This is a genomic window from Pseudoduganella lurida (genome assembly GCF_007830455.1).
Lineage (GTDB): Bacteria > Pseudomonadota > Gammaproteobacteria > Burkholderiales > Burkholderiaceae_D > Rugamonas > Rugamonas lurida.
Genome location: NZ_VLLB01000007.1, coordinates 109,049 through 133,708, shown reverse-complemented (window position 1 = coordinate 133,708; position 24,660 = coordinate 109,049). Strand labels below are relative to the sequence as shown.

General features: G+C 69.6%; 21 protein-coding genes. 7 read left to right on the top strand and 14 right to left on the bottom strand.

Features of this window, described 5'->3' with window-relative positions:
- Positions 1-175: 175 nt before the first annotated feature.
- The 9 genes from IP91_RS19185 to IP91_RS26500 form a co-directional block, all read right to left on the bottom strand.
- Positions 176-1,174: a glycosyltransferase family 2 protein gene (locus IP91_RS19185; RefSeq protein WP_158643171.1), complete on the bottom strand. Its 999-nt coding sequence runs from the start codon at positions 1,172-1,174 to the stop codon at positions 176-178.
- Entirely contained in the window at positions 1,171-2,178 is a 1,008-nt protein-coding gene (locus IP91_RS19180; protein WP_158643170.1) for a glycosyltransferase family 2 protein, read from the bottom strand. Before IP91_RS19180 ends, IP91_RS19185 begins: the two co-directional genes overlap by 4 nt.
- A 14-nt stretch (positions 2,179-2,192) precedes the next feature.
- A complete protein-coding gene (locus IP91_RS26095) occupies positions 2,193-3,419 on the bottom strand; it encodes a carboxylate--amine ligase (protein ID WP_158643169.1) in 1,227 nt (408 codons plus the stop codon).
- Positions 3,416-4,522 (bottom strand): acyltransferase family protein, encoded by a 1,107-nt coding sequence (locus IP91_RS19175; protein ID WP_145650701.1) that lies wholly within the window; start codon positions 4,520-4,522, stop codon positions 3,416-3,418. The genes IP91_RS26095 and IP91_RS19175 overlap by 4 nt, the downstream gene beginning before the upstream one ends.
- Positions 4,519-5,145, bottom strand: a complete 627-nt coding sequence (locus IP91_RS19170; RefSeq protein ID WP_145650700.1) for an arsenate reductase/protein-tyrosine-phosphatase family protein — start codon at positions 5,143-5,145, stop codon at positions 4,519-4,521. Before IP91_RS19170 ends, IP91_RS19175 begins: the two co-directional genes overlap by 4 nt.
- Complete coding sequence (locus IP91_RS19165; protein ID WP_145650699.1) at positions 5,142-6,173, bottom strand: polysaccharide deacetylase family protein; 1,032 nt, start codon at positions 6,171-6,173, stop codon at positions 5,142-5,144. Before IP91_RS19165 ends, IP91_RS19170 begins: the two co-directional genes overlap by 4 nt.
- A gap of 1 nt (position 6,174) precedes the next feature.
- Positions 6,175-8,022 carry an asparagine synthetase B family protein gene (locus tag IP91_RS19160; protein ID WP_145650698.1) on the bottom strand — a complete coding sequence of 616 codons (1,848 nt, stop codon included), beginning with the start codon at positions 8,020-8,022 and terminating at the stop codon, positions 6,175-6,177.
- A gap of 78 nt (positions 8,023-8,100) precedes the next feature.
- Complete coding sequence (locus tag IP91_RS19155) at positions 8,101-9,336, bottom strand: pyridoxal-dependent decarboxylase, exosortase A system-associated (protein ID WP_145650697.1); 1,236 nt, start codon at positions 9,334-9,336, stop codon at positions 8,101-8,103.
- A complete protein-coding gene (locus IP91_RS26500) occupies positions 9,333-10,919 on the bottom strand; it encodes an acyl-CoA ligase (AMP-forming), exosortase A system-associated (protein WP_145650696.1) in 1,587 nt (528 codons plus the stop codon). Before IP91_RS26500 ends, IP91_RS19155 begins: the two co-directional genes overlap by 4 nt.
- A gap of 272 nt (positions 10,920-11,191) precedes the next feature.
- Between IP91_RS26500 and IP91_RS19145 the strand changes: the two genes are divergently transcribed.
- From IP91_RS19145 to IP91_RS19115, 7 genes are read left to right on the top strand one after another with little or no spacing between them, the layout of a single operon-like run.
- Positions 11,192-12,439, top strand: coding sequence for an aminotransferase class I/II-fold pyridoxal phosphate-dependent enzyme (locus IP91_RS19145; protein WP_229474669.1), 1,248 nt, complete (start codon positions 11,192-11,194; stop codon positions 12,437-12,439).
- Complete coding sequence (locus IP91_RS19140) at positions 12,436-13,545, top strand: GNAT family N-acetyltransferase (protein ID WP_145650695.1); 1,110 nt, start codon at positions 12,436-12,438, stop codon at positions 13,543-13,545. The genes IP91_RS19145 and IP91_RS19140 overlap by 4 nt, the downstream gene beginning before the upstream one ends.
- Positions 13,546-13,547: 2 nt before the next feature.
- Positions 13,548-13,796, top strand: coding sequence for an acyl carrier protein (locus tag IP91_RS19135; RefSeq protein ID WP_145650694.1), 249 nt, complete (start codon positions 13,548-13,550; stop codon positions 13,794-13,796).
- Between the two features lies 1 nt (position 13,797).
- Positions 13,798-14,643: a hydrolase 2, exosortase A system-associated gene (locus IP91_RS19130; protein ID WP_145650693.1), complete on the top strand. Its 846-nt coding sequence runs from the start codon at positions 13,798-13,800 to the stop codon at positions 14,641-14,643.
- Positions 14,633-15,484, top strand: coding sequence for a hydrolase 1, exosortase A system-associated (locus IP91_RS19125; RefSeq protein WP_145650692.1), 852 nt, complete (start codon positions 14,633-14,635; stop codon positions 15,482-15,484). Before IP91_RS19130 ends, IP91_RS19125 begins: the two co-directional genes overlap by 11 nt.
- A gap of 5 nt (positions 15,485-15,489) precedes the next feature.
- On the top strand, positions 15,490-16,776 hold the full coding sequence (locus IP91_RS19120; RefSeq protein ID WP_229474667.1) for a glycosyltransferase: 1,287 nt from the start codon (positions 15,490-15,492) through the stop codon (positions 16,774-16,776).
- Positions 16,770-17,435: a tetratricopeptide repeat protein gene (locus IP91_RS19115; protein ID WP_145650691.1), complete on the top strand. Its 666-nt coding sequence runs from the start codon at positions 16,770-16,772 to the stop codon at positions 17,433-17,435. The genes IP91_RS19120 and IP91_RS19115 overlap by 7 nt, the downstream gene beginning before the upstream one ends.
- 18 nt (positions 17,436-17,453) lie before the next feature.
- Here the strand turns inward: IP91_RS19115 and IP91_RS19110 are convergent, their stop codons facing one another.
- The 5 genes from IP91_RS19110 to IP91_RS19090 all read right to left on the bottom strand — a co-directional run bounded on the left by IP91_RS19110 (position 17,454) and on the right by IP91_RS19090 (position 24,650).
- On the bottom strand, positions 17,454-18,683 hold the full coding sequence (locus IP91_RS19110) for a VanZ family protein (RefSeq protein WP_145650690.1): 1,230 nt from the start codon (positions 18,681-18,683) through the stop codon (positions 17,454-17,456).
- Positions 18,684-20,054, bottom strand: a complete 1,371-nt coding sequence (prsR, locus tag IP91_RS19105; protein ID WP_145650689.1) for a PEP-CTERM-box response regulator transcription factor — start codon at positions 20,052-20,054, stop codon at positions 18,684-18,686. It abuts the gene before it with no gap.
- A 30-nt stretch (positions 20,055-20,084) separates the two neighbouring features.
- Positions 20,085-22,124: an XrtA/PEP-CTERM system histidine kinase PrsK gene (gene prsK, locus IP91_RS19100; RefSeq protein ID WP_229474665.1), complete on the bottom strand. Its 2,040-nt coding sequence runs from the start codon at positions 22,122-22,124 to the stop codon at positions 20,085-20,087.
- A 3-nt stretch (positions 22,125-22,127) separates the two neighbouring features.
- On the bottom strand, positions 22,128-23,528 hold the full coding sequence (locus tag IP91_RS19095; protein ID WP_145650688.1) for a TIGR03013 family XrtA/PEP-CTERM system glycosyltransferase: 1,401 nt from the start codon (positions 23,526-23,528) through the stop codon (positions 22,128-22,130).
- A gap of 66 nt (positions 23,529-23,594) precedes the next feature.
- A complete protein-coding gene (locus IP91_RS19090) occupies positions 23,595-24,650 on the bottom strand; it encodes an SDR family oxidoreductase (RefSeq protein WP_145650687.1) in 1,056 nt (351 codons plus the stop codon).
- Positions 24,651-24,660: the final 10 nt, after the last annotated feature.

The window sequence follows — 24,660 nt, the reverse complement described above, 5'->3', positions numbered from 1 at the left end:
GTCGTGGCGAACACATCCAGATAGTTTAATGGCAATGGGGGCAATCTTCGCGGTCCGATGGATGCCCATGCAGATTCCGGTGCGCGTGCGTGGTGCCGCCGCGACAGCCACTGTGCGGTCATCCCCCGTGTGGTCAGCCGCTTCGTGGCAGACGCTGTGGGTCAGCCGCTGTCGGTCACCAGGTTCGGCTCAGCACACGTGCATGCCAGGGCCGCAGCAGGCGGCAGACCAGCCGCAGCGGCAAGCCCGCGGAGCGTTCCAGCACGGGCCGGCCATGGCGCCCGCGCAGGAAATCCTCGACGCCCAGCAGCGCCGCGCGGGCATGGTGCGGAAAGCCCCGGTGGTGCAGGCGGTTGACGTCATACAGCGCGCGGTCCAGCAGTTTCAGGCCCAGCGCGCGGCGGTGCGGCGCCGGCGTGCTGCCGTGCCAGAAGCGCAGGTGGTTGCGGGCCATCAGGTAGAAGTAATACGCGGGACGGTCGGTCTCACGGGGCGGCATGTCGTGCAGCACGCGCGCCCCGTATGCGACGGCACAATGCCAGCCGTGCGTGGCGAGGCGGGTGCACAGTTCGTCGTCCTCGTAGTAGGCGAACAGGCGCTCGTCCAGCAGGCCGGCGGTGCGCAACGCGGCCGTGCGCAGCAGAAGCGCCGTGCCGGGCACCCACTGCTGCGCGGCCCGACCGACCGCGAGGCGGCGCGCTTCCGCCGCATCGCGGGCACGCACCGTGGCCAGCGAAGGCCAGTCGTGGAAGGTGCCACAGAAGTACACCTGCTCCGGCCGGTCCGGCAATGCCAGCACGGGCGACGCGGCGGCGCAGCATGGCTGACTGTCCATCAGCGCCAGCAGCTGCGCCAGCACGTCTTCGCCCGCCATCGTCGCATCGCTGTTCACCAGCCAGGCAAAGTCGTGGCCCTCGTCGAACGCCTGCGCGATCGCGAGATTGTGGCCGCCGGCGAAACCATGGTTGATGGCTTCGCGGCGCAGCGTCACGGGCAGGCCGGCCAGTCCCTGCGCAAGCGCTTCGGCATCGTCTGCCGCCGAGCCGTTGTCGATGACGAGGATGTCCATGCGCGCGTCGGGCGGCAGGGATTGCCGCAGCAGGCAGCGCACGCACTGCAGCGCGCGGGCGGCGCCATTCCAGTTCAGGATGCTGACGAGGATGCGATGCGTCACGCTGCCCGTCTCCGCCGCAGCACGAGACCCGCCGCCAGCGGTACGAACCCCAGGATGCCAAGCGGATCGACGCGCAGCTGCCTGGCGACCACGCCGGCAAACGGCTTGCGGTGCACGAGGCGGTGCAGCACGTCGGCGACGAAACTGCGTCGCAGGGCCCGCACGGTGGCGCGGTTGTCCTGCGCCTGCCGTTCCGTCAGCGGGTACAGGCGCGCGACCGCCTTGCGGTACTTCATCTCGTGGTGCAGTCGCAGCAGCGAGGCTTCCGTGCCCCAGCCCGAGCCGGAAAAGACGTTGACGCCGTCCATGCAGACCACCTCGCGGGCCGACGAGAAGACGATGCGGTCCGTCAGGCGCGCCAGGTCCAGCCAGAACAGGTAGTCCTCGCCCGCATACACGAATTCGGGGCGGAAGCGCAGCGTGCGGAAGGAGCGGAACCGGTACACGACGGTCGGCGTGCCGATCACGTTGCCGCCCAGGACCTGCGCCTGCATGTCGCCCTGGTACGCGTGCAGCTCGCGTTCGCCGGGCAGCAGCGCATGGCGCGCCGGATGGATGCGGCCGGCCCGCTCGAAGGCACTGGTCGCCTGGCCCAGCTGGTAGAAGTCGGCAAAATAGAAATCGTGGCCGGCGCCCAGTGCGCGCAGTGCGTTCGCCAGGTGCGCGGGCTCCCAGGCATCGTCCGAATCGAGGAAGGCCACGTATTCCGTGTCGGGCGTGACGTGGTCGAGGGCGCGGTTGCGCGCGGCGGCCGGTCCGCCATTCGGTTGGCGGAGGACGCGAATGTTCAGGCGTTCGTGCGCCGGCAGCTGTGCCACTTCGCCGTCGGCCGGCACGGGCGAGCCGTCGTCGACCACGATGACATCGAGCCGTGCGTCCGTCTCCTGCGCGGCCACGGAACGGAGTGCCCGCGCCAGGATGCCGGGACGGCGCTGGAAATAGGGAATCACCACCGCCACCTTGATGGTTGGTGCCATGTCGCTGCGTGCTGCGGATCGCTCCATCAAGTCTCCTTCGGTCAGCCGCGCCGCAGCACATGCCACAGGTCGCGGAAAAACGGGGCCGGGTCGGACCACGTGAACAGGTAGTAGCGCATCGACGGCCGCAGGAAGTCCGCCAGGTAGCCCAGCAGCTCGCCGCCGCGCGAGAACGCCAGCCGGCGGTCCGCCACCGCACCGGGCCGCAGCAGCAGGCGCAGCAGGCGCTTCGTCTCCGGGATCATGAAGCGGCAGCGCAGGCCGGCGCGGTAAGGAGATTGCACCGGCCGTGTTGGCGCCCCTCCCTGCGCGGTGGCCAGCCGATACGCCAGCCACGGGAATTCCACGCCGGCGTGGCAGGCCAGCGGCAGGCTGCCCCAGAAGCGGCCGTTCACTTCCATCAGCGCGGCCTCGTCCCGCACCGGATCGTAGCGGTACTCGACCATCGCGATGCCTTCCCAGTCCAGTTCCCGCAGCAGCGCCAGCGAACGTTCGCGCAGCGCGGCGTGCCGGTCCAGCGCCACGGATTCGCACATGGTCGACACGCCTCCTTCCGGCGGCCATTCATGCAGGCGGCGGTGCTGGAACACGCTGTGCGCCTGGCCATCGTGCATCAGGAAGAACTGCCCCAGGCCGTAGCCGGCGCAGTACTCCTGGATCAGCGGGTAGCGGCCGAGCGGCGCGAACTGGCGCAGGTAGGCCAGCAGTTCTTCGCTGTCATGGCAATAGCGCGTCTTGTCCAGGGCCAGGCCGGCGCGGCGCAGCAGGATGCCGGCCTCGTTCGGCTCGGCCCATTTCAGCACGACGGGAAAGCGCAGCGTGCCGGCTGCCGCCTGCGCCTCGGCCAGCGTGGCCGGCTGCACGGTGCGCGGTACCGGCACGCCGGCCTTCGCGGCGGCGGCATAGGTCAGCCCCTTGTCGACGACCGAATGCATGCGCCGTGCATCCGGGAACAGCAGCCGGTAGCCCGTCAGGCGTTCGCGGTGCCCGTTCAGCAGCGCGATATCGCCTTCCGAGATCGCGAACAGGCAGGCTTCGCCCAGCCGCGCCGCCAGCCCTTCCAGCTGCGCCAGCGTGCCTTCCGCATCGTCCGCACGCAGCAGGCCTTCATGAAGGTGCCGGGATGCCAGGCCCGGTGCGGCCGCCGTGCGGGCGATGCCGTAGACGGGCACGCCATGCCGGCCCAGGCTGCGCACGATGGCCACGCCGATCGGCGTGTCGATGCCCAGCACGACCGCCGGCAGAAGCGCCGGTAAAAGCGCCGTCACCGCGCGCTCCGTGGCCGCCACGGCAGGGTGCGCCCGTCCTGCAGGCGTGCCAGCAGCCAGGCGCGCAGCAGGTGCCGGCGCCGTTCCGTCACGGAGCCGGCCAGCCAGACGGTGACAAGCACCGCGCCGAACACCTCGGTCACGTACAGGGAGCCGGCCGGGTCGCCGTCGATCAGCACGCCGTAGAACAGCAGCAGCGGCTGGTGCATCAGGTACAGCGAGAACGTGTAGCCGGCCAGCCAGCGGATCGGCTTCTGCAGCGGCAGCAGCACGGGGCCGAAGACGGGCGCGATGGCGCGCGCGCCGGCGAAATTGGCTGCCACGATCAGGCCCAGCAGGTAGTCGGTGAGGGCGAAGCGGGAGAACGTGAGCTGGTGATGCTGTTCCGGGCCGACCAGGCTGCGCAGCCAGCCGCTGCCGAGATCCGTCAGCCGGTAGTGCTGGAACAGCGCGAAGGCCAGCAGCGAGGCGGCAAACAGCCAGGCGCCCTGTTGCGGCGCGATGCGCCCCAGCCACTGCCAGCGGTGCAGTGCCACGCCCATCGCCCACACGGGCGCCAGCAGCAGGATCTTCGGACCGATTACCAGCGCGCCGGCCACCAGCAGCAGCGCGCGCTTGCGGCCTGTCGTGAACACGCAGACGGCGAACAGGATGTAGTACCACATCTCGTAGCACAGCGACCAGTAGGGCGTGTTCGAGAAGCACATGATGGACACGTTCCACACTTCGTTCAGCCACAGCAGGCTGCTGGCGATGCGCACCGGTGCCAGGCCGGTGGTGGTCATGCCTTCGTAGAGCCCCGGATCGATGGCGGCGCCGGCCAGGTCCACCAGGGGTGTCAGCAGCACGACGGGCAGCGCCAGAGAGTAGAAGCGCGCCAGCCGGCTGGCCCAATATTCGGCCGGCGTGTTCTCGCGCCCCGCGTGGATAGACGAGATGACGTAGCCGGACAGGACGAAGAACACCATCACGGCCGCATGCCCATGGTCGCTGAGCGGCAGGATGTCGCGGCTCAGCCAGCGCATGTTCATGTGGTAGACCACGACCATCAGCGCGGCCAGGAAGCGCACCGCATCCAGGTACAGGGAGAATTCGCGGCTCATCGCTGCCGCCGCTGCGTGCCGCGCAATGGATGGGTGGGAATGGGACCGGCCGGCAGACGGGCCGCGGGGACGTCGTGCGCCAGCCTGTAGACGGCGTAACGGATGCGCGTGAAGCAGGTGTCGAAGTAGTCGCGCGACAGCGAGAACGGATCGTGCAGGTGCGGCACGCGCGGCCGGCACCAGTCGCCCAGCAGCGCCACCTGCACGTCGCCACGGTTGCCCAGCCGCCGCAGCAGCTCGCGCGCCTGCCGCACTTCCATCGCCAGCAGCAGGTCGCCGGGCTGGACGCGGAAGTCCTTCCAGTCGCGGGCGCGGTGCCCATCCATCGGCAGGCGCTGGCGCCAGGCAGCAGCCAGCGCTTCGTCCGGCGAAGGGGCACCGGTCGTCGTCGACAGGCCAACGGAGACGGCATGCAGCCCGGCGGCCCGCGCCACCTGTTCGGCATACGCGCTGCGGCAGATATTGCCGAGGCAGACGAACACCACGCGGCGCACCCGGCGCGGCTCGCGCAGCCCGAAGCCGCGCAGCCGGCCCGTCATGCGCTCGCCCTGCGCCAGCAGCAGCCGCACCAGGCCGCGCCAGGTGCCGAAGCGGCCATCCAGCCAGGCGCGCGGGGATCTCATGCGCTCACCTGCCGCCGCGCCAGCGCCCAGTGGCCGTAGCGGTCGTTGACAGCGCCTTCGACGAGGCGCCGCATGCCGAGCCAGGCACTGCCCTGCAACAGCACATTGCGCTCGTCCGGCACGGCGCGCAGTGCGGCGGCGGCGTCGCCCATGCCGACCGGCAGGAAGCGGTCGCGCGCCCCGTCCAGGAAGGTGCACAGGCGTGCCAGCCGGTCCTGGTGCAGCGCATCGACGCGGGCCGTCCCCATGCCGTCGCCGCGGCGCTGCACGTATTCGAACGGATGCGTGAGCAGCACCACCAGCGGCAATTGCACCGCGTGGGCGCGTTCCAGCACGAGGCGCATCTCAGCGAAGCTGCTGCCGGCCACCGTCAGCGTCTTCAAATGCTGGCGGCCGCCGACGGCCCAGTCCTGGAACGTCAGCACCGGCAGTTCCAGCACGCCGTGGCGCCAGTGCGTGCCGCTGTACAGCCGGTAGCCGGGATCGTGGCTGTCGAACACGGCCAGGCCGATGCAGGAGCTGGCCGGGATGCCGCAGCGCGCCAGGGCCGCATACAGCGCATCGTCGTGCTGCAGGTTCCCGGCGCGGAACACGGTGGGGGCTGGCACGCCCCAGTCGGCAAAGGCTGCCTGGCCCTGGCGCAGCAGGGCCACCGTGTCCGCCTCGGCGCGGCCCACGAAATCGTCCTGGTCCGGCTGCTGCCGCACCCGTTCGCGCCAGTCCTCGTGCCGGAACACGGCCCAGCAGGGATGCGTGTGCAGCTGCACCTCATGGCCCTGGGCGACGATGAGGCGCGCGATCGGGGCCATCGGATCGTCGCGGAAGTGGCAGCGGTGTACCGTCTCGACGAAGAACGTGGCGGGGATGTCATGCTTGCCGAACTGCTCGAGCAGGAAGCCCAGGCCCTGCGAGCGGCCATCGACCTCGCACCACACCATCGGGTCGCCTACCGGCTGCCGGTCGGCGCGGCCGAATGCACCGGCGATGGAGAACTCCGTGTCGACCGAGATGCAGACGCGCGTGCGCATGTCAGGCCCCCCTCAGCGGCCGGCTGCGGAACCACTGCTCCAGCATCATCAGCACCCACACCATGGTGCCGTGGTAGCCGGCGTGTTCCTGCAGGTGCCGGCCCGTCAGCTGGTCGATGAAGTCGCCGCGCACGATGCCGCGTGCCTTCAGGTCCGACAGGCTGTCGCTGGCCAGCTGCTGCAGCGGCGCGTGCTGCTGCAGCCAGACGCCGAACGGCAGCCCGAAGCCGTGCTTCTGCTTGGCGATGATCTCGGGCGGCAGGAAGTCCTTCAGCGCCGCCTTGAAGAACCAGCGCAGCTGCGTGCCGTTCAGCTTCTGCTGGGGCGTGAGGCCGGCCGAGAAGGCCACCATCGCATCGTCCAGGAACGGGAAGGCCGCCTCCACGCCGGCCAGTTCGCAGGCCTTCGTCACCTTCGGCAGGTCGTTGTCGGCCAGCGTGATCTTCAGGTCCAGCGCCAGCATGCGGTTGATCAGGCTGCGCGCTGCACTGCGGCCATACGTATCGGCCAGGCCGGCCAGCGGCGCGTCGACGTTCACGCCGGCCAGGAAGTCGGCAGTGAACACCTGCGCCGCGCCGTAGCGGCCCAGCAGGTTATAGGTTTCCAGCCTTGCCGGCATGTCCACCGAGGCCTGCTCGATATAGCTCTTCGCCTTGCGCAGCAGCCGCACGCGCTCGCCGCCGGGGAAGTGGAACACGGCCGGTTCCAGCAGCGCCTTGCGCAGCAGCGCCGGCACCCGTTCGTAGCGCGCGAACACATGCTGCTTCGCGTAGCGCTCGTTGCCGCCGAACAGTTCGTCGCCGCCGTCGCCGCCCAGCATGCGCGTGATGCCGTCCTGCCGCGCCATCTGCGCGCAGTAGAACGCCGGCACGGCCGACGCGTTGCCGAAAGGCTGGTCGCAGACGGCGGCGATGTGCGGAATCGCCTGCACCACATCGTCCGGCGTCACGTAGTACTCGTGGTGCCGGGTGCCGAAGTGGCGCGAGGCGATGCGCGCGTAGGCCATCTCGTCGTAGCCTTCGGCCGCGAAGCCGATCGAATACGTGTCGGCCGGCGTGCCGCGCACTTCGCACAGCATGCCGGCAATCGTCGAACTGTCGGTGCCGCCGCTGAGGAAGGCGCCGACCTTCGCACCGCCGGCAGCCGCGCCCACGCTGTACTTCAGCTGGGCCAGGAATTCGTTCCGCAGCTCGCCGAACGAACGGCCGCCCTCTTCCTGGAAGGCCATGCGCCAGTAGGGATGCGTCTCGACGCGGCCCTGGCGGTAGTGCAGCAGGTGACCCGGCAGCAGGCGCTGCTGGTCGCGGTAGACGGTGCCGGGCGAGGGCATCATGTGGAAGTACACGTAGTCGTAGATACCCTGCGGGTCGAGCGCCGTGCGCGCCAGCGGATGACGGGCCAGCGCATCGGCGGACGAGGCGAACAGCAGCGCTTCGCCGGCCAGCTGCCAGGCCAGCGGATGGACGCCCATGCGGTCGATGGCCAGGATGGCCGTGCCGGTGCGTTCGTCCAGCAGCGCCAGCGCGAAGGCGCCGTGCAGCAGCGCGCACAGGCGTTGCGGGTCAGGCTGGTTCCGGTACTGCGCCGCCAGCACGGCAGCGACACCCTGCGCCACGGCCGGCCCGGCCAGCGCGGCATCGAGCATCGTCGGATGCCCCCACAGCGCCACGAGAAGGCCATTGCCCTGCCACGTGTCGCCGGCCCCTGCAATGACCGCGGCGGCGCGCCCGCCCTGCAGCGGGCACAGCGTGCTGCCGTCGAAGCGGGCCAGCGGCGCCGCCATGCGCGCGGCCATGCCACGGTCATGTTCCTGGTCCTGCCAGCCCATCCATCCACACAGACCGCTCATCGTGCACCCCGCAGGTGTGACGGCCGCCAGCCGGCCGTTCGATCAGACGTGTACTACCGAGGACTTCCGAAACGATTGTTAAACCAGGACTTCCAGCGCGGCCGGGTGGCTGAGGAAGCCGCCCGGGCTGGCCGTGATGCCGTACGCGCCCGACTGCAGCACGGCGACCAGGTCGCCCGGCCCCGCGCTGGCCAGCTCCATGCCGTCCGCCAGCAGGTCCAGCGGGGTGCACAGGGGGCCGACCACCGACGCTTTCTCCCGCACCCCGCCATGCACCCGGTTGCCGATGACGACCGGGTAGTTCTTGCGGATCACCTGGCCGAAATTGCCGGAGGCGGACAGGTGGTGATGCAGCCCGCCATCCGTCACCAGGTACACGCTGCCGCGCGATTCCTTGCGGTCCACCACGCGGCTGACATACACGCCGGCCTCGCCCACGAGATAGCGTCCCAGTTCGATGACCACCTGCGTGCCGGCCAGCTGCGGCCGCACTTCGTGCATCACGCCATCCAGGTTGCGGCCCACGGCGGCCAGGTCGAGTCGTTCCTCGCCAGGGAAGTAGGGAATACCGAAACCGCCGCCGATGTTCAGGATGCGCGGTGCCCGGGGCGCGTCCTGCGCCAGCCGCAGTGCCAGCGCGAAGGTTTTTTCATGCGCCTCGTGCAGCGCCGCCGCCTTCAGGTTCTGCGAGCCGGAGAAGATGTGGAAGCCGTGAAAGTCCAGCCCCAGCGTGCCGATGCGGCGCAGCAGTTCCGGCACCGCTTCGGCATCCACGCCGAACTGCTTCGGCCCGCCGCCCATCTTCATGCCGGACGACTTCAGTTCGAAATCGGGATTGACGCGCACGTTCACGCGGGGCGTGATGCCCAGCCGTTCACCGACAGCAGCGGCACGTTCCGTCTCGCCAGGGGACTCCAGGTTCAGCACGATGCCGGCCGCGATCGCGCTGGCCAGCTCCGCATCGCTCTTGCCGGGACCGGCAAAGCTGATGTGCAGCGGGTCCACCGGCGTATCGAGCGCCACGCGCAGCTCGCCCCCGGAAGCGACATCGATGCCATCCACCAGCGTGGCCAGGTGCTGCACCACGGCCGGCATCGGGTTGGCTTTCATGGCGTAATGCAGGTGCACGTCCGCCGGCAGGTGCGCGCGCAGGTCGGCCACGCGTGCCGTGATGGCGGCGCGGTCGTAGGCGTAGAACGGCGTCTGGCCGACCCGCTGGGCGAGGCGCGTCAGGGCGATGCCGCCGACCTGCAGGCAATCGTCGACGACGGGGAACTGCAGCAGCGGTGCGTGCTGCGGGCGGGGTGCGGTCACTGTTCCTCCATGAAGACGTTCTCGTACTGCGTGGCCAGCAGCTTGCGGTCGATCTTGCCGTTGGGGTTGCGCGGCAGGCCGGCCGTGGCGATGACCACCTTCTGCGGCAGCATGTAGGCCGGCAGGTGCGGCTTGCAGGCCGCCAGCAGGTCCGACGCCGTCAGTGCGGCGCCTTCGCGGGGATAGGCGACGACGACGATGGCCTGGCCCAGTGCCGGATGCCGCACGCCCAGCGCGGCCGCCTCGGCCACGTGTTCGCGCGCATACACGACTTCTTCGACTTCGGTGGGGCTGACGCGGTAGCCGGAGGTCTTGATCATCTCGTCGTTGCGGCTGATGAAGTACAGGAAGCCTTCCTCGTCGCGCCGCACGGTGTCGCCGGACCACACGGCCAGCTCCGGCAGCGGCAGGCCGTAGTGGCGCGCGCCGATGGGCTTGAAGCGCTCTGCCGTCTTGGCAGGGTCGTTCCAGTAGCCCAGCGACACGAGGGCGCCACGGTGCACCAGCTCGCCCGGCTCGTGCGGTGCGCATTCGCTGCCGTCCGGCCGCAGCACCATCACTTCCGCGTTCGGGATCGCCTTGCCCATCGAATCGGGCCGGCGTTCCAGTTCTTCCGGCGGCAGGTAGGTGGAACGGAACGCTTCGGTCAGGCCGTACATCAGGAAGGGCTGCGCGGCGGGCAGCGCGCGGCGCAGCGCCTCGAGCGTGGGCCGCTGCATCGCCCCGCCGGAATTGGTGAGGTAGCGCAGCGTGCAGTCGGCCGGCCAGGCCAGCGGCGCCAGCTGGATCCACAGCGGCGGCACGGCGGCCAGCCCCGTGATGCGCTCGGCCACCACGGCATTGAGCACGTCGCGCGGCAGCAGGTGATTGATCAGAACAGCCGTGGCGCCCACGTGGAACGCCGTCGTCAGTTGCGACAGGCCGTAGTCGAAGCTGAGCGGCAGCACGGCGAGGATCCGGTCCTGCGGCGTGTTGCGCAGGTAGCCGGCCACGCTGGTGGCGCCGGCCACCATGTTCCGGTGCGACAGCACCACGCCTTTCGGCTTGCCCGTGCTGCCGGAGGTGTACAGGATCGCCGCCATGTCGCCATCGATGGCGCGCGGCGCGGCCGCATCGAGCGTGGCGTGCGACAGCGCTTCGTCCCATGCCCCCACGGCGACACCTTCGATGGCCGGCAGCCCGGCACTGCCGCCGACGGCCAGCACCCGCCGCAGGTCGCGGCAGGCGGGCAGCACGCCGGCCAGCAGCTTGAAGCGGTCGGCCGTCGTCACCAGCACGCGCACATTGCAGTCGGCCAGGATGTAGGCCACCTGCTCCGGCTTGAGCAGCGGATTGACGGGCACGAACACGCCACCGGCCGCCGCCGCGCCGAACATGGCCGCCACGTTCTCGACATTCTTTTCCATGTACACGGCGACCCGCTCGCCCCGCTCCAGGCCGGCGGCCCGCAGCGCCCCCGCCGTGCGGCGCACCAGACCGGCCAGGCAGGCGTAATCGAGCCGCCGCGTGCCGTGCACGAGGGCCTCCGCGCCGGGCTTGCGCGCGGCCGAATGGAAGATGAAATCGTGGATCAGGTCGCTCATGGTCAGTCCTGCGGTCAAAAACTCCGTGGAGACAAACAGCGCTTGCAACCGTACGGAAACTCGGGGGGCGATATTAACATTTTACAACTACTTCTTCGCCTTTTTTTGGCAAAGCCAACGGTAAATTAAACGCCATTCCCGGCTGTGAAAACAACCACGGACGTATGTTTTTGGCAACGCATTGATATACCTCCAGTTACTTGATCGTTATACTCGGAAGTTGCAAGAGATGACAGTGGCTGCCAGCACCTTCCGCAACCGAGACGGAGACGATGCGCCTTTCACCAGCGAACCCGGACGCCAGCGCCGTGCCGATGGCGCCAGCTTATCCGCCTGCCCGTTTGCCGGCGGCCCCGGCCCTGTCGCTGGACGCGTTCCGGCGCGGCGATGGGCCGCCCGTGCCATCCATTCTCGATGCGGGCCAGGCGCGTTTCGTCACCAGCGGCCGCGTCGCCATCGCGCTGGCGCTGCGCGGGATGGGCGTGGGGCCGGGCGACACGGTGCTGGTGCCCGCCTATCACTGCGCGTCGATGATCGAGCCGGTGGTGTGGGCCGGCGCCGCGCCGCTGTTCTACCGCATCCAAGCCGATACCGCCGTCGATCTCGACGACATCGCCGCGAAGCTGGCGGGCGCGGGCAACGTGCGCGTGCTGATGGCCACCAACTACTTCGGCTTCCACCAGCCCTTGCCGGCCTTGCGGGCGTTCTGCGACGCGCACGGCATCCGGCTGCTGGAAGACTGCGCCCATTCCTTCCTGGGCGAGCATGCCGGCCGGCCGCTCGGCTCCTTCGGCGATTACGCGATCGCCAGCACGATGAAGTTCTATCCCGTCTACGAAGGGGGCTGCCTGGTCTCGGCGCGCCACCGGCTCGACGGCGTGCGACTGCAACCGGCCGGCATCGGCTTCGAAGTGAAAATGCTGCTCAACCCGATCGAGAACGGCTTTGCGTACGGCCGCCTGCCGCTGCTGCGCCGGCTGCTCGCACTGCCGATGGCGGCGCAGCATGCGGCATGGCGCTTCATCAAGGCGCGCCGTCATGGCACGGTGCCGGCGCTGGCTCCCGGCTCGTCGGAAGGCGGCTTCGGCTTCGATCCGGCCTGGCTGACCAAGCGCTCTTCTTTCTTTTCGCGGCTGATGCTGCGCGCCGTGTCGCGCCGCCGGATGGGCGCCCTGCGGCGCCGCCACTACCTGCGCCTGCACGAGGCGCTGGGCACCCTGCCCGGCTGCCGGCCCCTGTTCGCCAGCCTGCCGGACGGCGTGTACCCCTGGGTGTTCCCGCTGCGCTGCGCCGCACCGGAGGCGCTGTTCCACCGCCTGAAGGAGACCGGCGTGCCGGTGATCCGCTTCAGCGAATTCCTGTGGCCGGGCGTGGATGCGGGCGTGTGCGCCAACAGCGTCGACCTGTCGCGCCGGGTGCTGCAGCTGCCCTGCCACCAGGACCTGCGGGACGAGGAAATCGGCTGGATGATCGACACGGTGCGCGCCGCCGTGCTGGCGCCGGGAGAGCATGCAAGATGAGTTTGCAACCGAGTTGGCAACCGCGATGGCAGCTGTTTCCCGCCACGGCGTTCGATGAACACGCAGAGACGTGGCGTACGCTGAACGCTGCCACCGCGCGCACCCCGCTGCTGGCACCGGAATTCGTGGCACCGCTGCTGCGGGAGTTCGCCACATCGCGCACATTGCTCGCCATCTGCACTGCCGCTGACGGCATCGTCGCGATGACCGTGCTGGCGGCGCGCGGCGGCGGCATCTGGGAAGTGCTGCAGCCTTCGCAGGCACCGCTCGGCCTGTGGCTGCACCGGCCCGACATCCCGCTCGAACCGCTGCTGGCAGCGCTGACCCGCCGCCTGCCCGGCGTCGCGCTGCTGGTGGGCCTGACGCAGCGCGATCCGCTGCTGGAAGCACGCCCGCCCGACAGCCCGACCCTGCGCACCCTCGACTACATCCGCACCGCCCATGTGCCGGTGGCCGGCAGCTTCGACGACTACTGGAACGCGCGCGGCAAGAACCTGCGCAGCAACCTGAAAAAACAGCGCGCCCGCCTGCTGAAGGACGGCACCGTCACGCGCCTGCAGATCGACCGCCTGCCGGAACAGATGGCCCTGGCCGTGGCCGATTACGGCCGCCTGGAAAGCGCGGGATGGAAGGCGCAGCTGGGCACCGCCATCCATCCCGACAATGCCCAGGGCCGCTTCTACGCCGCCATGCTGGCCGGCTTCGCGGCGCGCGGCCAGGCCGCCGTCTACCGCTACTGGTTCGACCGGCAGCTGGTGGCGATGGACCTGTGCATCGAAGGCGAGGGCACGCTGATCGTGCTGAAGACCACCTACGACGAGACGGTGCCGCCCGGCCTGTCGCCCACCCTGCTGATGCGCGAGGAAGGCTGCCGCCGCCTGTTTGACGAAAAACAGGTCGTGCGGCTGGAGTTCTACGGCAAGGTCATGGAATGGCACACGCGCTGGACCGATGAAATCCGCACCATGTACCATGTCAACCATTACCGCTGGCCGCTGTTGCGCCAGCTGCATGCCGCCGCCGGCGGCCATGCCACCCTGCTGCAGCGGTTGCGCAAACGATCCGTGCCCGCGCCCGCCCGGCAGCCCACCCCCACAATGGAGTAGACATGGTTCTCGACGAAGTAAAACAGATTGTCATCGATGTGCTGACCCTGGGCCCCGCCGGCCAGGCGCTGGACGAACATTCCGCGCTGCTGGGCAGCATTCCCGAACTCGATTCGATGGCGGTGGTGCAGCTGATCGGCGCACTGGAAGAGGGGTTCGGCTTTGCCGTCGACGACGACGAGATCAGCGCGGAAACCTTTGCCACGCTGGGCAGCCTGGCCGCTTTCGTGAAGCACAAGATGACGGCCTGACATGGACGGCAGCCCCGCCACGCCGCCGCCCGCACGGCCGTTCTTCCTGGACGGCGGGGCGGCGGCGCGTTTCGGGCTGCACCACCCCCCGGCCGGGGCCTGCCGCGGCGCCTGGCTGTACATGCATCCGTTCGCCGAAGAGATGAACAAGTCGCGCCGCATGGCCTTCCTGCAGGCGCGCGCGCTGGCGCAGGGCGGCCACGCGGTACTGCAGCTGGACCTGCACGGCTGCGGCGACAGCGCCGGCGATTTCGGCGATGCGCGCTGGGCCACGTGGCGGCAGGACGTGGCGCGCGGCCTGGACTGGCTGGCGCAGCGTCATGGCATCACGCCCGGCCTGTGGGGCCTGCGCCTGGGCGCGCTGCTGGCCCTGGACGTGGCCGCCACGCGCGATGTCGCCGGCCTGCTCCTGTGGCAGCCGGTGACCTCCGGCAGCCAGTACCTCACGCAGTTCCTGCGCCTGAAGGTGGCCAGCCAGTTATTCAACGATGCCGGCACGCCGACCGGCACGGCTGCGCTGCGCCAGGCGCTGGCCGCCGGCGCGCCGCTGGAAATCGCCGGCTACACGCTCGACCCGGGCCTGGCGTTGCCCCTCGATGCCTGCGATGCGGCGCAGCTGGCGGCGCCGGCCTGTCCCGTGCACTGGTTCGAGATCGCGGCGGAAGACGGGCGCCCCCTCTCCCCCGCCGCCGCGCGCACGGTGCAAGCCTGGCGTTGCGCGGGGGCCAGCGTGACGACGCAGGTCGTCGCCGGGCCGTCGTTCTGGGCCACGCAGGAAATCGAGGACTGTCCGGCGCTGCTGGCGGCCACCACCGCCGCATTCACGGCAAGCTGCCATGCCGCCTGACGACCAGGCGCTGTCTTTCGCCTGCGAAGGCGCATGGCTGACGGGCATCCTCAGTCCGGCCGATCCATCACAGGGCACGGCCAAGCGCGGCGTGCTGATCGTCGTCGGCGGTCCGCAATACCGCACCGGCAGCCACCGCCAGTTCGTGCTGCTGGCCCGCGCGCTGGCGGCGCAGGGCATTCCGGCCATGCGCTTCGATTACCGCGGCATGGGCGACAGCGGCGGCGCGCCCCGCGGTTTCCACGACGTGGATGCCGACCTGCGCGCCGCCACGGACACCTTCCTGGCCGCCTGTCCGGACCTGCGCGAAGTGGTGCTGTGGGGCCTGTGCGATGGGGCCAGCGCGGCGCTGTTCTACGCAGGGCAGGACCGCCGCATCGCCGGCCTGGTGCTGCTCAATCCCTGGGCGCGCACGGCGGACGGCCACGCCCGCGCCACGCTGAAGCACTACTACCTGGCGCGCCTGCTGCAGCCGGCATTCTGGAAGAAGCTCGCCAGCGGCCGGTTCGACTTCGGTGGCGCAGTCCGCTCGCTGACGGGACTGGTGCGGGCATCGCGCAGCGCGGCATCGGCACCCGCGCCGGCGCAGCCCGGCCTGCACGCGCGCATGCTGGCCGGCTGGCAGGGTTTCGCCGGTCCCGTGCTGCTGGTGATCAGCAGTGCCGATCTGACGGCGCAGGAATTTCTCGCCATGGCGGCCGGTTCGCGCCCCTGGCAGCAGCAGTTGGCGCTGCCGCGCGTGCAGCGCCGCACGCTGGCATCCGCGGACCACACGTTTTCGCGCCGCGCATGGCGCGACCAGGTGGCACGGTGGACGATCGAGTGGGTACGCTCATGGTGAACCCGATGCCGCCGCAACGCGTGCTGATGGTGGCCTACCACTATCCGCCGATGCGGGGCAGCAGCGGCATCCAGCGCACGCTGAAGTTCTCGCAGTACCTGCCGCAGCATGGCTGGCAGCCGCTGGTGCTGTCGGCCCATCCGCGCGCCTATGCGAACAGCGGCGCGGACCAGCTGGCCGAGATCCCGCCGGAAGCGGTCGTGCACCGCGCGTTCGCGCTGGACACCTCGCGCCACCTGTCCTTGCGCGGACGCTACGCAGGCTGGCTGGCGCTGCCGGACCGCTGGGTGACGTGGTGCCTCGGCGCGATTCCGGCCGGGCTGCGCATGATCCGCCGCCATCGACCGCAGGTGCTGTGGACCACCTACCCGATCGCCAGCGCCAACCTGGTCGGCCTGGCGCTGCACCGGCTGACAGGCCTGCCGTGGATCGCCGACCTGCGCGACCCGATGACGGATGTGGACTATCCGGCCGATCCGCTGACACGCCGCGTGTACCGCTGGATCGAGGTGCAGACGCTGCGCCACTGCACGCTCGCTGTGTGCACCACGCCGGGCGCCATCGCCACCTACACGCGCCGCTTTCCCGGGATTCCGGCCAGCCGCTTCGCGCTGATCGAGAACGGCTACGACGAGGAGAACTTCGCCAACGCGGCAGGCCTGCGAACGCCTGCGGCCAGTGCGGGACAGCCGTTCACGCTGGTCCACAGCGGCATCATCTACCCGTCCGAGCGGGACCCCGTGCCGCTGTTCGCCGCGCTCGCGACGCTGAAGGCAGCAGGCAGCGTGACGGCCGCGCGGCTGCGCGTGGTATTGCGCGCCACCGCCCATGACGACTACCTGCGCGGGTTGATTTCGCAATACGGCATCGGCGACATCGTCGGCCTGGCGCCGCACATCGCCTACCGCGAAGCGCTGGCCGAGATGCTGGCCACGGACGGCCTGCTGATCCTCCAGGCCAGTAACTGCAACCACCAGATCCCCGCCAAGCTGTACGAATACCTGCGGGCGCGCCGCCCCGTGCTGGCGCTGACTGATCCGGCCGGCGACACGGCAGCCGCACTGCGCCACGCCGGCATCGATACGATCGGCCCGCTGGACGACAGCGCTGGCATCGCGTCTGCCCTGCTGCACTTCCTGGCGCTGGCCGAAGCGGGCCGTGCGCCGCTGGCATCGGATGCCGCCGTGGCTGCCAACTCGCGCCGCGCCCGCACGGCCGAACTGGCGCGGCTGCTGGACCAGGTGACCGCCGCCGTGCCCGCAACGCAAACGAAAGGACGCGAAGCATGCTGAAACGATTTCCTGTCGTGCCGATGACCCTGGCACTGCTGGCCCTGTCGCTGCCAGCCTCCTGCAAGCCCTATTGCGGCGAACTGGCCAACGCCTTCGGGCCCTTCGACTACCGCACGCCGCCGCCCGATGCGCTGCACCTCGTGGAATCGGCCCACTACACGGAAGACGTGGCGCAGGGCGTGCGCGGCAACACCAGCACCGTCGGCGGCGACCTCGATTACACGCTGCGCGCCTTTCCGAACCACGCGCCGGCACTGGCCACGCTGGCGCAGGTGGCGCTGCGCACGAAAGCGACCACCCTGCCGGGTGCGAACTACGCGGTCGAATGCTACTTCGAGCGGGCCGTGCGCTTCCAGCCGGACGACGGCATCACCTGGGGCGCGTACGGCCAGTACCTGTACCGGCTGGGCCAGCGCGGGCGCGCACTGCCGCTGCTGGAAAAGGCAGCCGCGCTGGCACCGGACAACGCGTCGCTCAACTACAACCTCGGAATCGCCTACGCGGCTGAAAAACGCTACGACCGCGCCGTGGCATACGCGAAGAAGGCCTACCGCATGAACATCCCGCTGGCGGGCCTGCGCAACACGCTGGTGGCGGCCGGCCAGTGGGACGGCAAGGTGGAGGCGCTGCCGGCCAACGCGGACGAGGCGGCACGGTAGCCGGCCAGCCGCAACGGATCAGTGCCGATGCGCCGCCAGCGCCGCCGCCGTGCGCGGTCCTTCCCGCGGTACGCACCAGGGCACGATCCAGCCCGCACAGGCCAGCACCGCCTGCGTGATGTCGCCATACCGGCCCGGCACATCCTGCTGCAGCCACTCCAGCAGGAACATGCCGGCCCCCACCAGCACCGTGCCCACCACCGCGGCCCCATCCTGCCAGTGGAACGGCAGCACCTGCCGTAGCAGGCAGGCGGCAGCCATCGTCGGCCACAGGAATTCCAGGATGTTTTCCAGGCCGGACAGGCTCTCCATCTGCCCCGCGAACGGTACCCAGTTGAACGGCTGCCAGGGCAGTTGCGGCACGCCCTGCTGTCGTTCGTAGGCCACCAGGCCGGCCGACAGCAGCGCGATGCCGCAGGTGGCCAGCGCCCGCGGCTGGAAAGTGCGCACCAGCGCCAGCAACGGCAGCGCGCAGGCCGTCGCGGCCACCAGTTCGATCGAGAGCACGCGGCCCGCCACCAGCAGCTTGCAGACGAAGACGACCGCCATCAAAACGCAATACGTGCGCAGCAGCGGTCGGCCAGTTGCGAGCAGGCTGGCGAGCAGGATGCCGAGGCCCGCCTGGTAGCACAGCAGCGTGGCGAATTTGCCGGGGTCCGCGGTGGACGGCTGCGTGACGCCGCGGTACAGATAACCCAGCGCGTGGCGCAGCTCGGCGATGTCCAGCGACGGCACGAGAGGACTGGTCTGGGACAGGAACCACAGGCCGATGACGGCCAGGCCGGTACCGGCCAGCGGACCGGGACGGCACCACGCCTCGCGCAGCCGGAACACGTTGATGCCGACGCCGGTGTGCCGGTCGAACGGCGCGGCGGCCAGGGCGCCGGCGATGCTGCCGGTGGCGTTCATCGCCACGTCCAGCAGCGACGGCACGCGCGCCGGCAGGTACTGCTGGCCGCATTCGATGACGAGGCTGACCGCCGTGCCGCACAGGACAGCCAGCAGCACGGCCAGCGGAAAATGCATGCGGCGCTGACGACAGGCGCGACACGCCACCAGCAGCAGGCCGAACGGCATGTAGACCAGCACGTTCTGCACGACGTCGCCCTTGTCCCAGTGCGACGGCAGCGGCCCGTGCAGGAACGCCAGCAGCGGCGCGCCCGGGGCGCTCCAGGCAAACGGATACCAGCTGCCGTAGAACAGCAGCAGTATATAAAGCAGGAGCACGAACACCAGCCGGAGCCCCATCTACGCCGACAGCGCGCCGGCCTTCAGCCCGTGGCGCTCCAGCAGGTCGTACAGCGTGGGCCGCGACACGCCCAGCAGTTCGGACGCCTTGACGATATTGCCGTCCACCCGCGCCAGCGCCTTGACGATGGCGCGGTACTCGGCCTCGTCGCGTACCTGGCGCAGGTTCAGCGGCTCGTCTTCCACCGGGCCGAGACCCAGCCCCAGGTCGTCCGCCGTGATGGTGGGGCCGTCGGCCATGATGATGGCGCGCCTGATGCAGTTTTCCATTTCGCGCACATTGCCGGGCCAGGCGTGACGGGCGATCTGGGCCAGCGCATCCGGCGCGAAGTGCAGCAGCGGGCGGCCCTCCTGGGCACAGAAACGGTTGCGGAAATGCTGGGCCAGCAGCACCGCATCGCCCGTGCGCTCGCGCAGCGGCGGAATCGTCAGCACGATTTCCGACAGGCGGTAATACAGGTCCTCGCGGAACCTGCCGCTGGCCGCCAGCGCCTTCAGGTTCTGGTGCGTGGCGCAGACGATGCGCACGTCGACGGCAATCTCTTCGTGGCCGCCCACGCGCTCGATGACGCGCTCCTGCAGGAAGCGCAGCAGCTTCGCCTGCAGCGGCAGCGGCAGGTCGCCCACCTCGTCGAGGAAGAACGTGCCGCCGTGCGCCAGCTCCACCTTGCCCTTCGTCTGCTTTGCCGCACCGGTGAAGGCGCCCTTCTCGTAGCCGAACAGCTCCGATTCCAGCAGCGTTTCGGGAATGGCCGCGCAGTTGATGGCCATGAAGCGTTCCTTCGCGCGGGAACTCAGCTGGTGCAGCGCGCGCGCCAGCACTTCCTTGCCTGTGCCGCTCTCGCCCAGCACCATCACGGTCGCACCGCTGGGCGCCACCTTCTCCACGCTGCGGCACACCTTCAGCAGCGCCGGATCGCGGCTGATCACGCCGGCCAGCGGCGCATCGGCCCCGCTTTGCTGCAGCCGGCGATGTTCCTGCTGCAGTCCGTGCAGCACGAAGGCGCGCTGGATCACGAGGTCGAGCAGCTCCGGCTCGCACGGCTTCTGGTGGAAATCGTAGGCGCCCATCGCGATCGCCTGCACGGCATGGGCACGGTCCTGGTTGCCGGTGAGGACGATCACCTTCGTGTCCGGCGCCAGCGCCAGCATCTGCTGCAGCGTGGCCAGGCCTTCGCTGGCGCCATCCGGATCGGGCGGCAGGCCCAGGTCCATCGTCACCACGGCCGGCTCGTGGCGCCGCAGCTGGGCCATTGCCGCCTCGCGGTCGCCGGCCACCACCACCTCGCAGGAGTCCAGGCTCCAGCGCAGCTGTTTCTGCAGCCCCAGGTCGTCCTCGACCACCAGCAGCTTCGGTTTGGTTTGCGTCACAACGGTCCTTTCGGCGATGGGTTCATGGCATCAGGCGGCGCGCACATTCGCGGCCACGCGGTACCGGGGCAGGCTGACCGTGAACGTGGTACCGCGCCCCGGTGCGCTGCGCACTTCCAGCTGGCCGCCCAGCTCGCGGATGTATTCACGGCTCTCGAACGCGCCGATGCCCATGCCGGCCGACTTGGTGGAGTCGAACGGCTTGAACAGACGCTCGCGGAGAAACGCTTCGCTCATGCCCTGCCCCGTGTCCACGATGTCGATGCGTACCCACGCCGCCGTGCCGCTCAGGCGCACCGTCACGCGGCCATCCCTGGGCGTGGCTTCGATGGCGTTCTGCACCAAGTGGCCCAGCACGCGCTCCAGGCGTTCCGCATCGGCCAGCACATGCTGGCCGGCCGTGGCGATGTCCAGCTCGGGACGGGGCTCGAATGCGGCCTTCAGCGCCACGGCCTGCGCCAGCACGCGCTCCACCGCCAGCGGCCGCGCCTGCGGCGGCGTGGCGGTGCGGCCCAGCTTCTGCAGCAGCAGCTTCATCTTCTGCACGGAATAGCCGACCGTCTCCTGCATGTCGCGCTGGAAGGCCGGATTGTCGCGGTGCTTCTCGGCATTGGCCGTCAGCAGCGACAGCTGCGCCACCAGGTTCTTGAGGTCGTGCACGACGAACGTCGACAGCCGGTTGAAGGAATCGAACTGGCGTGCCACCAGCAGCGCATCGCCGGCCTCCTGCTGCGCCAGGTGGCTGGCCGCCTGCGCGCCGGCCACCTTCAGCAGGTCCAGCACTTCCCAGTTCAGCGTGACGGGGCTGCGCGGCTGTTGCAGCACCACGAAGCCCAGCAGCTGTTCGTGGAGGATCAGCGGCACGGCCAGCCAGGCACGCGGGTAGACGCGCAGCCAGTCGGGCAGCGGGGCGGCGCTGTCGCTTTCGTCCACCGCCACCACCCAGCCCTTCCCTTCGATGAAGCGGCAGAATGGCGAATCGGCCGGTTCGACGGCGAGGGAGGCCGCCGTGTGCCAGCAGGCCGCCGGCTCGCAGCGGCCCTCGCGCCGCAGCCACAGGCCGCCGCCGGGACTTTCCACCAGCGCGGCGAGCGCCTGCACGGTGCGCTCCCCCAGGCCCGGCCCGGGTTGCGACAGCGTGCGCGTGAACTTCAGCCACTCCTCGCGGTAGTCGTAGTGGTAGCGGTAGAAATGCTTGCTGAGGAAGACCTTCAGCCAGGCCCGCACGCTGCCGGAAAACAGGATCACCACCAGCAGCAGCGTGGCGCCGAACAGGAAGGCCAGCTGCATCAGCGAGCCCCAGTCGCCGCCCACGAAGCGCAGGTAGTAGGCGGCCGGACTCATGGCCAGCAGGTAGCCGGCCGAGCCGAGCAGCGCGGCCGAATGGAACAGCATGCGGCGCGACACGGCCAGCTGGTTCGACCACGATGCGCTGCGGGGCAGTGCGACCGCCAGCAGCGGCGCCGTCAGCGCATTGACGAGGCCCCGGGCGGCCCACAGGTCCCGGTTCAGGCCGCGGAACAGCAGCATGTCGCTGTACAGGTAGAAGTCGTAGGCGAACATGGCGCCGATGCCCAGGCAGACGAACTTGACGGCCCAGCGGCCCTGCGTGCCGGCATTGCGGTACAGCTGCTCGACCAGCAGCATGCCCAGCACCGCCGCACCCATGCGGCCGACAACGGCGAGCTGGAACTGGAGCGAAGGCGTGAGCGCGGCCGGCAGCAGGGCGCCGATGAACAGCACCGCGTACAGGCCGATGGCAAAGCGCCGCAACAGGGCCAGGCGCTGCGCCTTCGCCGCCGCGCCCAGCATGGCGAACGTGACGGCGGTCCACAGTGCACCGCGCAGCAACTCCGCCAGTTCCACCACGATGGCCGGCGGCGTTCCGCCCGCAAGCCCTGCCTGGGCGGCGCTCCACAGCACCGTCACGCCGCAGGCAGCGGCCAGCAGGCGGCCGTGCGGACGGCCGCGCCAGCGCGTCAGCAGTGCGGTGCACAGCAGCAGGAACGCCAGCGCCGCGCTGGCGTAGCTGAAGACCGGCACGCTGGCCGCCATGGGTAGCCCGTGCATCGCTCAGCGGCCGCCGCGGAACATCACGACCTTGAACGTGTCGATCAGCACCAGCACATCGAGCAGCAGGCTGTTGTTCTTCACGTAGTACAGGTCGTACTGCAGCTTCTGCAGGGCGTCGTCGACCGAATCGCCGTAGCCGTAGCGCACCTGGGCCCAGCCCGTGATGCCGGGCTTGATGCTGTGCCGCACGTTGTAGTAAGGTACCCGCTCGTTCAGCTGGCTGACGAAGTACGGCCGCTCGGGCCGCGGGCCGACGAAGCTCATCTCGCCCTTCAGCACGTTGAGGATCTGCGGCAGCTCGTCGATGCGCAGCTTGCGGATCACGCGGCCCACGCGGGTGATGCGCGGGTCATTGCGGGCCGCCCACTGCGGCGGGCCGCCCCGCTCGGCATCCATGTACATGCTGCGGAACTTCAGCACGCGGAACAGGTGCCCGTCCTTGCCCACCCGCTCCTGCGAATAGAACACGGGCGCGCGGTCCTCGATGTAGATGGCCAGCGCCGTCAGCAGCATCACCGGCAGCGTGACGACCAGCAGCAGCAGGCTGGCGACCAGGTCGAAGCTGCGCTTCATGAAGGTGCGCACCCGGCTCTGGTCGAAACCGCCGCCGAACACCAGCCAGCTGGGCTGCACGGACTCGACGCGGATCTGGCAGGTTTCCCGCTCGAAGAAGGTGGTGGAATCGGTGACCTCGATGCCGAACAGCTTGCAGTCCAGCAGGTCGGCAATGGGGAACTCGACGCCGCGACGGTTCTGCACGGAGACGACGATTTCGCTGACCCGGCACTGGCGCGCCAGCTGCAGCAGCGTGCGGCCTTCCTCCAGCACCAGCAGGCTGTCCTCCGGTACGGCCACGTCCTCGCAGGGCACGCGCACATAGCCGGCGATGCGGTAGCGGTGGTAGCTGCCGGCACGCGCCAGTTCGCCGCAGTCGCGCGCCAGCGTGCCGCAGCCGATGAACAGGATGCGCGATTCCAGGAAGGACAGCTCGGAGGTTTTCAGGAACAGCATCCGCGCCAGCACGATGCCGGTGCCGGAGATGCAGAACACCAGCACCAGGATGCCGCGGCCGAAGTACAGGTCCGGTGCCAGGTAGAACACCAGCGTGAGGATGCAGAAGCCCATCGCGAACGACGGCATCAGCTGCAGGAAGAAGGAATTGCGCAGCCCTTCGCTGAGCCGGACCTGGTACATGCCCAGCGCGCTCATCGAGAACACGATCGCCGCCGCGAACACGCAGGCGGACAGGAAGAAGTGATCGAGCTGCGGCAGCATGAATTCGGCGCCCGCCGACACGCGCAGGCCGGCGCCCGCATAGAACGATCCGATCAGGATCAGCACTTCCAGGAACAGCAGGCTGAACACCACTTTGGACACGTAGTGGTTCGAGATTCTGAGCATCGTTGACCCCCCAAGGGCACATCCGTTTTTATGTCCGGGCCGTCGCGCGCGGCCTCGGTAAACCGGTCAGCTGGCCTTCGCCAGGTGCTGCACGTACCAGTCCATTGCTTCGCCGAGTCCCGCATCGATGGTGTGTGTCGGTGCATAGCCCAGCAGTTCGCGCGCACGGGTGATATCGGCCTGCGAATGGCGCACGTCGCCGGCCCGGAATTGCTGGTATTGCGGCTCCCTGCCGCGCAGGTGCGGAAAGCGCTCCTGCAGCAGGGCGCGCATCATGCGGTACAGCTGGTTCAGGCTGGTGCGCTGGTTCAGCGCCACGTTGAACACGCAGTTCACCGCACCCGGCGCGGTGGCCAGGGCGGCCAGCAGGTTGGCCTGCACCACGTTGTCGATGAAGCAGAAATCGCGGCTCGTCTCGCCATCGCCGTTGATCAGCACGGGGCGGTCGCCGATCATCGCCGCCACCCACTGCGGAATCACGGCGGCATACGCGCCCTGCGGATCCTGGCGCCGCCCGAACACGTTGAAATAGCGCAGGCCGATCGTCTCGATCCCGTAGCAGCGCGCGAACACTTCGGCATACAGCTCGTTGACATACTTCGTCACGGCGTACGGCGACAGTGGCCGGCCGATGCGCGACTCGATCTTCGGCAGCCCGGCATCGTCGCCATAGGTGGAACTGGAGGCGGCATAGACGAAGCGCGCGACCTGCGCGTTGCGGGCCGCCAGCAGCATGTTCAGGAAGCCGGTGACATTGGTATCGTGGGTGCGCTGCGGATCCTCGATCGAGCGGCTGACGGAGCCCAGTGCCGCTTCGTGCAGCACGTAGTCGATGCCCGTGCAGGCCTGGGCGCAGGTGGCCGCATCGCGGATATCGCCTTCCACCAGGCGGAAGCCGGACCAGGCCCGTTCGCCGACGGCGCCGCGCACCTCGTCCAGGTTATGCCGGTGGCCGGTGGAGAAATTGTCCAGCCCGACCACCTGCTGGCCGAGCCCGAGCAGCGCCTCCACCAGGTTCGAGCCGATGAAACCGGCGGCGCCCGTCACGAGCCAGCGGTAGCGGCGCCCGCGCAGGTGTGCCTTCACGTCGTCGAACTTGCTCACAGCGCGCTCGCCTCCCATGGTTTCCACG